This window comes from Cupriavidus sp. H39 (genome assembly GCF_050271075.1).
In the GTDB taxonomy this organism is placed as follows: domain Bacteria; phylum Pseudomonadota; class Gammaproteobacteria; order Burkholderiales; family Burkholderiaceae; genus Cupriavidus; species Cupriavidus necator_B.
Genome location: NZ_CP189848.1, coordinates 3,460,570 through 3,473,413, shown reverse-complemented (window position 1 = coordinate 3,473,413; position 12,844 = coordinate 3,460,570). Strand labels below are relative to the sequence as shown.

11 protein-coding genes are annotated in these 12,844 nt (G+C 67.3%); 2 read left to right on the top strand and 9 right to left on the bottom strand.

Going from position 1 to position 12,844, the window contains the following annotated elements; translation table 11 throughout:
- Positions 1-10: 10 nt before the first annotated feature.
- Positions 11-1,018, top strand: a complete 1,008-nt coding sequence (locus ACOCMH_RS31455) for an AraC family transcriptional regulator (protein WP_427311550.1) — start codon at positions 11-13, stop codon at positions 1,016-1,018.
- A gap of 33 nt (positions 1,019-1,051) precedes the next feature.
- On the opposite strand, the gene ACOCMH_RS31450 is transcribed toward ACOCMH_RS31455, so the two are convergent.
- The 5 genes from ACOCMH_RS31450 to ACOCMH_RS31430 form a co-directional block, all read right to left on the bottom strand.
- Positions 1,052-2,155 (bottom strand): CobW family GTP-binding protein, encoded by a 1,104-nt coding sequence (locus tag ACOCMH_RS31450; protein ID WP_427311548.1) that lies wholly within the window; start codon positions 2,153-2,155, stop codon positions 1,052-1,054.
- A gap of 63 nt (positions 2,156-2,218) precedes the next feature.
- A complete protein-coding gene (locus ACOCMH_RS31445; protein ID WP_427311547.1) occupies positions 2,219-2,812 on the bottom strand; it encodes a UbiX family flavin prenyltransferase in 594 nt (197 codons plus the stop codon).
- Complete coding sequence (locus tag ACOCMH_RS31440) at positions 2,809-5,097, bottom strand: xanthine dehydrogenase family protein molybdopterin-binding subunit (RefSeq protein WP_427313403.1); 2,289 nt, start codon at positions 5,095-5,097, stop codon at positions 2,809-2,811. Before ACOCMH_RS31440 ends, ACOCMH_RS31445 begins: the two co-directional genes overlap by 4 nt.
- Positions 5,097-5,603 (bottom strand): (2Fe-2S)-binding protein, encoded by a 507-nt coding sequence (locus ACOCMH_RS31435; RefSeq protein WP_427311545.1) that lies wholly within the window; start codon positions 5,601-5,603, stop codon positions 5,097-5,099. Before ACOCMH_RS31435 ends, ACOCMH_RS31440 begins: the two co-directional genes overlap by 1 nt.
- Entirely contained in the window at positions 5,591-6,475 is an 885-nt protein-coding gene (locus tag ACOCMH_RS31430) for an FAD binding domain-containing protein (RefSeq protein WP_427311544.1), read from the bottom strand. The genes ACOCMH_RS31435 and ACOCMH_RS31430 overlap by 13 nt, the downstream gene beginning before the upstream one ends.
- Positions 6,476-6,689: 214 nt before the next feature.
- Between ACOCMH_RS31430 and ACOCMH_RS31425 the strand changes: the two genes are divergently transcribed.
- Positions 6,690-7,595, top strand: a complete 906-nt coding sequence (locus ACOCMH_RS31425; protein ID WP_427313401.1) for a LysR family transcriptional regulator — start codon at positions 6,690-6,692, stop codon at positions 7,593-7,595.
- Between the two features lie 5 nt (positions 7,596-7,600).
- On the opposite strand, the gene ACOCMH_RS31420 is transcribed toward ACOCMH_RS31425, so the two are convergent.
- The 4 genes from ACOCMH_RS31420 to ACOCMH_RS31405 form a co-directional block, all read right to left on the bottom strand.
- A complete protein-coding gene (locus ACOCMH_RS31420) occupies positions 7,601-8,992 on the bottom strand; it encodes a nucleobase:cation symporter-2 family protein (RefSeq protein WP_427311542.1) in 1,392 nt (463 codons plus the stop codon).
- Between the two features lie 228 nt (positions 8,993-9,220).
- Positions 9,221-10,663, bottom strand: coding sequence for a UbiD family decarboxylase (locus ACOCMH_RS31415; RefSeq protein WP_427311541.1), 1,443 nt, complete (start codon positions 10,661-10,663; stop codon positions 9,221-9,223).
- A gap of 101 nt (positions 10,664-10,764) precedes the next feature.
- Positions 10,765-11,679, bottom strand: coding sequence for an amidohydrolase family protein (locus tag ACOCMH_RS31410; RefSeq protein WP_427311539.1), 915 nt, complete (start codon positions 11,677-11,679; stop codon positions 10,765-10,767).
- A 46-nt stretch (positions 11,680-11,725) separates the two neighbouring features.
- A complete protein-coding gene (locus ACOCMH_RS31405) occupies positions 11,726-12,628 on the bottom strand; it encodes an amidohydrolase family protein (RefSeq protein WP_115705056.1) in 903 nt (300 codons plus the stop codon).
- Positions 12,629-12,844: the final 216 nt, after the last annotated feature.

Below are 12,844 nucleotides of genomic sequence, written 5' to 3'. Positions count from 1 at the left end.
CCTATCGAACATGTCACCCAACGCAGGACGGTTCGCTGCAGCATGCCGTTCGCCACTCAGCCGCGGCGGGGACCTCGATCGGATCCAGTCGCTGTCCGGGCGCGTGTTCGGCCCGACACGGCTGCGTGCAGCGGAGGCCGATGCGGCGCTCGATGCGCGCATCGACACCAGCACCATCGGACGGCTGACGCTGGTGACCATCGCCTACAACCAGGCGGTGCAGATCGAGCCGCAGCCGAACAAGGACGAGTTCGTGATCCAGACCGTGCTGGCGGGCACATGCCGCGTGGAGACGCCGCGTGGCGCGATGCTGATGCCGCCCGGGGCGACCTTTGTGTTCTCGCCCACCGTGCCGACCACGCTGTCGCTGGACCCAGGCTGCGAGCGCTTCAGCGTGGTGATCCGCCGCCAGCTGATCGAAGAAGCGTTCCGCCAGCAGTTCAGCTTCGAGCCGCCGGCGCCGATCGAATTCGACATGCAGCCGGTGGCCGACGATGGCCGCGCCGGGCGCTGGCAGGCGCTGGTGGGCTACCTGCGCGCGGAAACGCGGGTGCGGCGCGAAGGCAGCGGCGTGCCGGTGGTGGATGCCAGCATCGAGCGCATCGTACTGTCGACGCTGCTGCTCGACCGCTTTGCCGCGGACGGCAATATGCTGCCGCGCCGGTTCGAAGCCGTGCTGCCGGACTATGTGCGCAACGCCATTGCCTACCTGCGCGCCAACCTCGACCAGCCGCTGACGCTGGAGCAGATCGCCGCGCACTGCGGGATCTCGGCGCGCACGCTGCAGCTGGGTTTTCGCAAGAGCAAGAACACCACGCCGATGGAGTACCTGCGGCTGCTGCGCCTGCATGGCGCGCGCGCCGACCTGCAGCGGGCGCCGCAACAGAAGGGCATGGTCAGCGCGATCGCGCTGCGGCACGGCTTTACCCACCTGAGCCTGTTCTCGCGCGAGTACCGGCGCGAGTTCGGCGAGCTGCCGTCGCAGACGTTGGGGGCGGCAGCGCGGCAACAGGACTGACGGCAAGCCAGCACTGCTGCCGCCGGTGCGGTATCAGGCGGCCTGCGCCACGGGCAGGCAGACCTTGAGCAGCGTCTGCAAGCGCAGCTTGTCGAGATGGCGGCCGATAAAGACGAACTTGCTCTGCGCGGCTTCGGCGCCCCATGCGTCGGCGGGGTGGAAATCCATCAGCCGGTGCACCGCCTGCAGCACGTAGCGGCGGTCATCGCCCTCCACCGCGACGATCCCCTTCATCCGGAACACATCGTCGCCCTGCGCGGCCAGCAGCGCCTTCAGGCCGTGCTCCAGGCGCTGGCGGTCGAACGGCTGGTCGAACACCAGCGACACCGAGGTGACCGACGGATCGTGGCGGTGGCCATGCGTATCGTCATCGTGCGCGTGATCGCAGTGCTCGTCGCAGACATGATCGTGATCTTGGTGATCCTCATGGTCGTGCGCATGGGCGTGACCGTGGGGGGCATCATGCGCGTCGGCCTGGATCGAGCCCGGCGTAAAGCCGCCGATGCCCAGGATCTTGCCCAGGTCTACCTGCGCGAAGTTGGAGCGCAGGATCTGCGCGCCCTCGTTCAGGCGGTGGATGCGGGCCTCCAGCCGGTCGAGCTGCGCGGCGTCGACCAGGTCGGTCTTGTTGAGGATCACACGGTCGGCCGCGACGATCTGGTCGACGGCCTGGTTGTCGAAGCCAGTCAGCTGCGGGTCGTCCAGGTGGCTTTCGATATGCACCGCATCGACCAGCGTCAGGATGCCGTCCAGCGTGACTTGCCTGGCCACTTCATGGTCCATGAAGAAGGTGGCCGCCACCGGGGTGGGATCGGCCAGTCCGCTGGTCTCGACCAGGATATGGTCGAAGCGCTCGGGGCGCTCGAGCAGCTTCTGCAGGATGCGCACCAGGTCCGTGCGCACGTCGACCACGCAGCAGATGCAGCCGTTGGTCATCTGGTAGATCTCTTCGTCCGAGGTCATCACCAGGTCGGAGTCCACATCGACCTCGCCGAACTCGTTCTCGATCACGGCGATGCGATGGCCGTGCTTCTGCGTCAGGATGTGGTTGAGCAGCGTCGTCTTGCCCGAGCCGAGGAAGCCGGTAAGGATGGTGACCGGGACGGGCGGCTGTTGTGCGACGGCAGGTGCGTTCATGTTGTCTCCTGATTTCTATCGGGTTGGGTACTGCGTGCCTCGCTACGGCGAGGCGAGAACTTCTCAGGCGGTGGCGACGTTGGCGCGCAGGCCTTGCCAGCGTTCCACCATGTCGTGCGGCACGTCAAACAGGTCCAGCACGCGCCCGACGGTGTGGTTGACGATGTCGTCGACCGACTGCGGATGCGCGTAGAACGCCGGCACCGGCGGCAGCACGATGGCGCCCATCTCCGTGACCGTGGTCATGTTGCGCAGGTGCACCAGGTGGAACGGGGCCTCGCGCGCCAGCAGCACCAGTCGCCGCCGCTCCTTGAGCATCACGTCGGCGGCGCGGGTGACGAGGTTGTCGGCCAGCCCCGTGGCGATGGCGGCGAGCGTGCGCATCGAGCACGGCGCCACCACCATGCCATCGCAGCGGAACGAGCCGCTGGCAATGGTGGCGCCGATATCGCGCACGTTGTGGACCACGTCGGCCATGGCCTCGATCTGCGGGCGCTGCAGGCCCAGCTCATGGTGCGCGGTCAGCAGGCCGGATGGCGAGCAGACCAGGTGGGTCTCCCAGCCGTCCAGCGCCGCCAGCGCCTGCAGCATGCGCACGCCGTACACCGCGCCGCTGGCGCCGGTGATGGCGACGACCAGGCGTTGCTTGCGGGTCATCGCTGCCCGCCTTCCTGCGCCGCCTTCTCGGCAAGCGCTTGCAGCACTTGTTCCGGCTTGATCGGGTAGTGCCGGAAGCGCACGCCGATGGCATCGAACACCGCATTGGCAATCGCCGGCCCGATCGCGACGATCGGGTCTTCGCCCACGCCCTTGGCGCCGAACGGGCCGCCGGGGTCCGGCGCGGCTTCGAGGATCACGGTGCGGATCTCCGGCATATCCATCGCCAGCGGCATCTTGTAGTCGACAAAGTTGGCATTGAGCGAGCGGCCGGTGCGCATGTCGATCTGGTAGTCCTCGTACAGCGTATGGCCGATGCCCTGCTGGATGCCGCCTTCGATCTGGCCCGCGGCCGCCACCGGGTGGATCACCTTGCCGACATCGTGCACCGGCACCACCTGCCGCACGGTGATGAAGCCGGTCTCGGTATCGACCGCGACTTCGACAAAATGCGCCGCGAACGAATACGACTTGGTCGGGTGATAGGTGGCGGTGCCCACCAGCTGCGCGGCGGGAATGCCCTTGCGCGGCATCACCGCCTCGCGCACCGTCAGCGTGGGGCCGTCGCGGTCGTGCACGGCGATCACGCCGGCCGAGAGCGTCAGGTCCGCGGGCTCGCACTCCATCAACCTGGCGGCGCGCTCGAGCAATTGGCGCTTGATCTCGCCCGCCGCCATCTGCGCGGCCTTGCCGACCATGTAGGTGGTGTGGCTGGCAAAGGCGCCGATGTCCCAGGGCACGACATCGGTGTCGCCATGCACGACCGATACCGCCTCGAACGGCAACGTCAGTTCTTCCGCCACGATCTGCGCGAGGGCGGTATGCGCACCGGTGCCCAGCCCGGCCGCGCCGGTCAGCAGGACCACGGTCCCATCCTCGTTCATCTTGATGATGGCGTTGCCCTGCTCCTTGATCCCGGGATAGGCGCTGCTGCCATGCATCTCGCAGCCCAGGCCCCAGCCGGTGCGGACCGGGCCGCTGGTGTCGCGCGGGCGACGCCGCAGCGCGTGCCAGTCGACCAGTTCCATGCCTTTCTCGATGCAGGCTTCCAGGCCATGCCCGATCAGCGGATGGTTCGACGGCGCGATATCGCCTTCGCGCACCGCGTTCTTGAGCTTCAGTTCTGCGGGATCGATGCCCAGGTGCGCGGCCGCCTCGTCCATCTGCACGTCGAGCGCATAGTAGGTCTGCACTACGCCATAGCCGCGGAACGCGCCGGCGATCGGGCTGTTGGTGTAGACACAGCGGCCTTCGAGCAGCACGTTGTCGCAGCGGTACAGCGACACCATCGCAGCGGTGCCGACATTGGTCACGCCGGGGCCGTGCGAGCCGTAGGCGCCGGAATTGAACACCACCTTCGCCTGGCGCGCGGTGATGGTGCCGTCGTTGCGAAAGCCCTGCTTCAGCCAGATCTTCGCCGGATGGCGCGTGCGGCCACCGAGGAAGGTTTCCTCGCGCGTGTATTCCATGCGCACCGGGCGGCGCGTCTCGCGCGCCAGCAGCGCGCACAGGAACTCATGCTGGAACAGGTCCTGCTTGGCGCCGAAGCCGCCGCCCATGTGGTCGACCAGCACGCGCACCTTGTGCAGCGGCAGCCCCAGCACCTCGGCCATGATGCCGCGCACCATGAAGGCGGTCTGGGTGGAGATCCACACCGTCAGGTTGCCGTTGCCGTCCCAGCTGCAGGTGAGCACGTTGGGCTCCATGTAGGCGGGGGTGGGGCGGCCGCCCTCGTAGACGCCTTCCAGGATGAAGTCTGCCTCGGCAAAGCCGGCTTCCACATCGCCACGCCGGATGATGACCGGCGGCAGCACCAGGTTGCCGCCAGGCTCGCGGTCGTGGATGCGCGGCGCGTCGGAGCGCTCGGCATCTTCGGCGGTGAAGACGGCAGGCAGCGTGTCGTATTCGACTTCGATCAGCTCAAGCGCGCGCTCGGCGATCTCTTCGCTGACGGCGGCCACCGCGGCCACGCCTTCGCCCCAGTAGCGCACCTTGTCGTCCAGGATGTACTGGTCGCAGGTCACCGAGGCGGAGCGCGGATGCGGGGAGCCGGCGTGCAGCACGCGCGGCACGTTCTCGTGGGTCAGCACGGCCTTGACACCTGGCAATGCCAGCGCGCGCGCGGTGTCGATGCGGCGGATCCTGGCGTGGGCGACGTTGCAGCGCTTGATCTTGCCGAACAGCAGGCCGGGGAAGGGCATGTCGGCAACGTAGCGGGCGTTGCCGGTGACCTTGTCGAGCAGGTCGGTGCGCTTGACGCTGTGTCCGATCACGGCGTGGGTCATCATGCCTCCTCGCTGGCGCGGGCCTTGCAGCCCGCGGGGTCCATGGCCTCGGCGGTCTTCTCGATGGCCTCGATGATCTTGGTGTAGCCGGTGCAGCGGCAGATGTTGCCGGCAATGGCGAAGCGGATCTCGTCGCGGGTGGGATGCGGGTTCTCATCCAGCAGCGCCTTGGCCATCACCACGAAGCCCGGCGTGCAGAAGCCGCACTGCGCGGCGCCGCACTGCATGAACTGCTCCTGGATCGGATGCACGGTGTCGGGCGCGGGCTGCACGCCTTCGATGGTGGTGATGTGGCAGCCGTGCGCCTCGGGCGCCAGTACCAGGCAGCTGTTCATCGGCCGGCCGTCGATGATGACGGTGCACGATCCGCATTCACCCACATCGCAGCCCTTCTTGGTGCCGGTCAGGCCGGCGTCGTTGCGCAGGGCGTCGAGCAGCGTGCCGTGCGGTTCGACCGCCAGCTCGCGCGGCTCGCCGTTGATGACGAGTTCGATTATTTTTCGCATGATGCTCCGCGCAAGGCGGCCTCCAGGGCTTGTTCGAGAGCGCGGCGGGTCAGCACGTTGACCATCTGCCGCCGGTACGCTTCGCTGGCGCGCACGTCGCTGATCGGACGGGCCTCACCCATGGCGGCGTGCGCGGCCTGCAGGATCAGCGCGTCGGTCACGCGCTGGCCGCGCAGCATCTGCTCGGCACGCACGGCACGTACCGGGGTGGGGCCGACTGCGGCCAGCACGATGCCGACGTCGGCGCAGTGGCCGTTATCGACTGTCAGCGATACCGCCACGCCGACGGTGGCCAGTTCCATCTGCACGCGGCGGCCATGCTTGAGGTAGACCTTACCGGTGTTGGGGCGCGGCGCCGGCACGGTGATGCGGGTAACGATCTCGTCCGCCGCGATGGCTGTCCTGCCGACGCCGGTGACAAAATCCTCCACGCGCAGCTCGCGCGAGCCGGACATGCCATAAAGGTGCACCGAGGCGCCGTCGGCAACCAAGGGCGCGATCGAATCCGCCGACGGCGACGCGCGGCAGACATTGCCTACCACGGTGGCGCGATGGCGCACCTGGATCGAGGCAAAGTCCGTCACCGCCCTGGCGAGGCTGGCGTAGTGGCGCTGCACGAAGCCCGTGGTCTCCACCGCGCGCGTCGTCACCAGCGCGCCGATGCGCAGGCCGTTGACCGGACCGAAGGTCAGCACGTCCATGCCCGGGATCTTCTTGATATTGATGACTTGCTCGGGCTGGCGCACGGACTCCTTGATCTGCACCAGCAGATCAGTGCCGCCGGCAAGCACGCTGGCCTTGCCGCCGCACCGGTGCAGCATGGCCGAGGCTTCCGCCAGCGTCGCCGGTTCGAAGTATTCAAACGCTCTCATTGCTCCTCCTGGTCTGTGCCATCGGCGGCGTCTGCCTGGGCTGTGGGGCGCGCACCGTTGCAATCATCATGGGCGGACGGTCTTCATCGGTAAAGACCCGGAAACGGATTAATTGATCGTGTTACCCTCTGAATCAGACGCGCTGGCCGGACCCAGGCAAAGCAAGCGCGCACCCCGATATCCGGAGGCAGACAACGTGCCCAACCTCAGCAACATGAACGTGTCGCTGCGCCAGCTGCGCGCGTTCATCGCCGTGGCGCAGGAGCGCCACTTCACCCGCGCGGCCGAGAAGCTGGACCTGTCGCAGTCGTCGGTCAGCGCGCTGATCCACGAGCTGGAAGCCAACCTCGGCCTGAAGCTGTTCGACCGCCACACGCGACAGCTGCACATCACGCAGGCGGGCGCAGAGCTGCTGCCGCTGGTGAAAAAGGCGGTGGCCGATATCGACAGCGTGATCGAGAATTCCAGCGAGCTGCGCACGCTCGGGCGCGGGCGCGTGTCGATCGCGGCCTCGTCGATCCAGGCGGCGCTGATGCTGCCGCGCGTGATCCGCGAGTTCTGCGTGAGCCATCCGGGGGTGAAGGTGGAACTGCACGACGTGTCCGAGCACGAGGTGACCAAGATGGTCAGCTCGGGCGAGGTCGATTTCGGCATCGGCACCATTCCCGAGGGACAGCCCGACCTGAGCGCGCACCGGCTGATGTCCGATCCGTTCGTGATCGTGATGCCGGCGCACCATCCGCTGCGCCGGCGCAAGACGCTGCGCTGGGAGGACGTGGCGGGCCTGCCGGTGATCGGGCCGCACAAGGGCAACCCGATCCGCGATTGCCTGGACACCGCGCTGGCCGCGCGCGGCATCTCGCTGCAGCGGGTGCACGAAGTATTCCTGCCACTGACCATGGTGGGCATGGTCGACGCCGGTCTGGGCATCGCGGTGATGAGCGCGGCGGTCACGCGGCTGACCACCGCGCTGGGGCTGGCCACGGTGATGCCGACCGATCCGGTGATCCACCGCGAGATCTCGCTGCTGGTGCACGCGGACCGGTCGCTGTCGCCGCCGGCCCAGGCCTTCCGCGACCTGCTGATGCGCTATCGCGCCAGGTTGGCCGAGGCCAGCTGACTACGTCATGCCGGTTCCTTGGCCAGGCCGTGGGGCTGGGGGGCCGGCGAGCGCGCGTTGAACAGCAGGTTCAGCAGCACCGCGGTCAGGGTGCCGAGCAGGATGCCGTTCTGGCAGAACTTGGCGAGCAGCTCCGGCATCTGCGCGAAGAACTTGTCCGACACCAGCGGGATCATGCCCAGCGCCACGCTGACGGCGACGATGTAGGCGTTCTTCTTGTTCTCGACAAAGTCCACGTGGCCGAGGATGCGCACGCCGGTGGCCGCCACCATGCCGAACATCACCAGCGCCGCGCCGCCCAGCACATATTGCGGGATCGATGCGGCAAAGAAGGCCAGCTTGGGCAAGCAGCCCAGCACGACCAGGATGCCGCCGGCGGTGGCGCAGACCCAGCGGCTGCGCACGCCGGTGACCTGCACCAGCCCCACGTTCTGCGCGTACGAGGTGTAGGTGAAAGTGTTGAACACCGCCCCCACCAGCGCGCCCACGCCGTCGGCACGCAGGCCGCGCGCGATGTCGTCGCAGCCCACGGGACGGCCCACGATCTCGCCCAGCGCCAGGAACTGGCCCACGCCCTCGATCATGATCACGATCATCACCACGCACAGGGTGAGCGCGGTCATGGCGTCGAAGGTGGGCCAGCCGAAATGGAAGGGCGTGATGAACTCCACCCAGTGCGCGTTGTGGAGGCCGTCGAAATTGACCTTGCCCAGCGACAGCGCGATCACGAAGCCGACCGCAATGCCGATCAGCACCGCCACGTTGCACAGGAAGCCGCGCGCAAAGGCCACCAGCGCCAGCACTGTGCAGAGCACCGCGGTGGCGATGGCGATGTTTACCGGCAGGCCGAAGTTGGGGTTGGGCGCGGGACCGGCCGCGGTGTTGAGGGTGGGGTTGCCGCCCGCGGCCCAGTTAATGCCGACGCGCATCAGCGAGATCCCGATCACCAGCACCACGGTGCCGGTCACCACCGGCGGGAACCACCGCACCATCTTGCCGACATAGGGCGCGGCGAAGTAGGTGAAGATGCCTGCCACCATCACCGCGCCGAACACCGCCGGCAGCCCCAGCGCAGGGTTCGAGCCGGTGGCGATGATCGGCGCGATCGCGGTGAAGGTCACGCCCATCATCACCGGCAGGCGGATGCCGACCTTCCAGATGCCGATGCTCTGGATCATCGTCACCAGGCCGCAGCAGAACAGGTCCGCGGCGATCAGGAAGGCCACCTGGTCCTTGGGCAGCTTGAGGGCACCGCCGATGATCATCGGCACGGCGATGGCGCCGGCGTACATCACCAGCACATGCTGCAGGCCGAGGGCGAGCAGGCGGGGCGGGGGCAGGACCTCGTCGACGGGATGCACTGGGGCATTCCCTTGCGCAGGCAAGGTGGGGTTCATGCTGTCTCCTTTGGTCGGTATCACGCCGGTCGCGCATTGCGCTCACGTGTCGCCAAGGTCGCCGGCAGTTTCCTGTCCGGGATGGTCGTGCCATCCTTCTCGTGCGATGCCCGCGCCTGTCCTGTCTTGTCAGTCCAGCATGACAGCGGCGGCGGGAAGGTACAACGTTCGCGGCGGATTTATCGATCGGGTGACACGATGAATTCGCCGTTTTCAGCGGGTTATCCCTTACGGCACGTGGGACGCCGCACGTTCCAGCCGTGCCAGCAACGCTGCCGCGCGCGCCATGGCGGCCGGGTCGATACGCGCCCGGATGCCGTCGAAGGCAGGTCCGCGCGTGGCGTCCAGCCCCATGCGCGAGGTCGTGCCCACCCCCGATGCCGAAGGGTCCAGCGCGCTGCCCGGCAACCCATCCACCACCACCACATCCAGATGCGGCTGCAGGTGCGTGGCCATCGCCCACAGCACTTCCTCGTCGCGCGTGATGTCGACATCCTCGTCGACCGCGACCACGGTCTTCAGGTACGGATCCCAGCCGAGCAGGCCCAGCATCACCTGGCGCGCCTCGCCGGGCCGGCTCTGGCGCAGTGCCACGTAGGCGTGGAAGTGCGTGCCGGAGCTGGGGTAGTGCACCGCGGTGACGCCGGGGAAGCGCTCCCTGAGTTTCTCGACCATCTCGGATTCGCGCGGGATGCGGCCCAGGTTCAGGTGCTCGGCCGAGTTGCCGCCGACCACGTCGACCAGCCACGCATCCGTGCGGCGCATCACGCTCTGCACGCGCACCAGGTTGTTGGTCGAGCGGTCCGACGAGTAGCCGGTGAATTCGCCGAACGGACCTTCGTCGACGCGCGCCTCGGGATCGATCACGCCCTCGAGCACGATCTCGGCATGCGCCGGCACCAGGATGCCGTGGCGAGGCGTGCGTACCACTTCCAGCGGCGCGCCGAACAGGCCGCCGGCTACATGGCGCTCGTCCACGCCGAACGGCAGCCGCGCGGCGCCGGCCAGCATGAACAACGGATGCGCGCCGATCACCATCGCCACCGGCAGCGGCCGGCCCAGTTCGGCGGCGCGCTGCTGCATGCGCCACAGGTGCCCGCGCGAATGCAGGCTGGTGGCGATCTCGGTGGGCGAATGCAGCATCGAGCGGTGGTAGCTGGCATTGCCGATGCCGCTGTCGGGATCCTCCGCGATCAGGATCGCGTTGGTGATGTAGGGGCCGCGGTCCGTGGCGAAATGCTTGATCGCCGGAATCGTGCGCAGGTCGATGTGTTGCGTTTCGACCTGGCCGGTGACGGCGCCGCTATCCAGCACGCGCGGCGCCACCATGCGGCGGCTGCGGGCCTGGTATTCGGCATGGATGCCGGCGGGCGGCACGCCGCCCAGCATGCGCCCGACGCGCTCGCGCGAGGCGAAGAGGTTGGTGGCCAGCGACGTGCCCAGTCCTTCGACATGGTCGAACAGCAAGGCCGGGTGGCGGCCCTGCGCGGCCAGCGCCCAGACCAGCGCGGTCGGGTCCTGGTCGGCGCCGACCGGCTCGCGGATATGCAGTACGTCTTCGGGAAAGGCCTCGCGGTAGGCGGCCAGGAACTGGTGGAAGTCCTGCGAGGTGTCGTGGAAAGGCTGGGGCGCCGCCGCCGTCGAGGCAAAGGGCGCTGAAGGTGAGTTCATGATCGGCTCCTGTGGTCAGGGTTGGCCAGGGCGAAGGCTGCCCCGGCGGCCGGAAATGCGCCCGGCCGCCGTGCCGTGCCTGCCTGCCGAACTGCTACCGGCTAGCGGGTGCTGGCGTAGGTATCCTTCAGCCGCGCCAGCGCTTCTTCCTGCGTCTTTGGCGGCGCCGTGGTCTCGATGCCGACCAGCCGGGCGATGTTGTTGCCCATGTAGTCCTCCAGCCCGACCTCATCCAGGTCCATGCCCTGCGGCGCGGGGCCGCACAGCATCTCCAGCTCGCGCAGCCACATGCCGGGCTCGTTGGGCGGGGTGTCGGTGCCGAACACGATCTTGTCGCGCGGCAGCTGGCGCGCGAACTCGACGATGCGCGACTGGAAGCACCAGCCCGATTCGCAGTACACGTTGGGCGTGTCCATTGCCATCCAGAACGCCTCGAACGAGTAGTTGCCGCCGGTCTGGATGCCGAAATGCCCGATGATGAAATTGACCATCGGGAATTCGCGGATGATCGGGTAGAACATGGTCGGGATCGTGTACGGGCCATCGCCGGTATGGATCAGCACCACCACGTTGTACTTGGCGCAGACCTTCATCGCCGGGCGAAGCCAGTCGAGCGCGCGGTCGGGCCGGTAGCCGTGCATGTTGGCATGCAGCTTCAGCATCTTGAAGCCGTACTCCTTCACGTGGAATTCCAGCTCCTGCGCGCCTTCTTCCGGGCCCCAGCGCGGGTTGAAGGTGAAGTTGCCGATAAAGCGGTCAGGGTATTTCTGGCACAGCTCGGCGATATACGCCATGTAGTCGCGGATGCCTTCGCGGCCGCGCCGGTTGCCGTCGCGGTAGCCGGTGTTGCCGGGCGGCGGCTGGATAAAGCCCATGTCGATGCGGCGCGGCTTGCCGTTGATCATGTACGGGCCGTCCATCATCTTGAGCATGCGCTCGCCGTTGAAGGGCTCGCCGGTGTGGCGCCAGGCTTCGTCGACGAGATTGGTCGGGTGCAGATGGGTATCGATAATCATGTTGTGTGCTCCGGAGTCCGTTGTCGTTGGCCCGCGGGCGCTGGCCTTACGCGGCCAGGCGCGCTTTCGCTTCTTCGAGCGTGCGCGGGACCGGGGTCGGCTCCAGGCCGATCATCCGGGCGACGTTGTTGCCGAGGTAGTCCTCGAGCGTGTCTTCATCCAGGTTCAGGCCCTGGGGCGGCTCGAAGCACAGCACTTCCAGCAGGCGCAGCCACATGCCGGGCTCGTTGGGCGGGGTGTCGGAGCCGAACAGGATCTTGTGCTTGGGCAGCACCTTGGCAAACTCAACGATGCGCGACTGCAGGCACCAGCCCGATTCGCAATACACGTTGGGCATGTCCATGGCCATCTGGAACGGCTCGAAGCAGTACACGCCGCCGGTCTGCACGCCAAAGTGGGCCATGATGAAGTTCACCGTCGGGAACTCCTTCATCATCGGCACCCATTCCGTGGGAATGCTGTAGGGGCCGTCGCCGGTATGCAGCTTGACCAGCACGCCCAGCTCGGCGCATTTCTGCAGCGCCGGGCGCAGCCAGTCAAGCGCGCGGTCCGGGCGGTAGGCGTGCATGTTGGCCTGGAACTGGACCATCTTGAAGCCCAGCTTCTTCACGTAGTGCTCGATCGCGTTGACGCCGTTCTGCACGCCGCAGCGCGGGTTGTAGACGAAGCAGCCGATAAAGCGGTCGGGATACTTCTGCACCATCTCGACGGTGTAGGCCATGTACGCGTCGATCGATTCGCTGCCCGACTTCACGCCGTCGGTGTAGGTGTAGATGGTGTTGCCCTGCGGCGGCTGGATAAAGGCCTTGTCGATGCGGCGCGGCTTGCCGTTGATGGTGAATGGGCCGTCCATCATCTGGATCAGGCGCTCGCCGGTAAACGGGTCGCCGTCGTGGCGCCAGGCCAGGTCCACCAGGTTGGTCGGATAACAGCTGGTGTCGATGATCATGGGAGATCCCCTAACAATGACTAGGTTGGACACGCATGCGGCGGGCGCGCGCGAACAACGCCGCGGGGCCGGCCTTGCATGCTGCGATCGGGAGTCTTTGTCAGGGAAGCGCCTGGAGCACTGCGCCACCGACGAAACACTCCGTCAGTGAGCAATCTCCAGTTGAACGTCGCGGCATTGCACCGCTGCTGTCCAATCGACCGCTTCTACCCACGC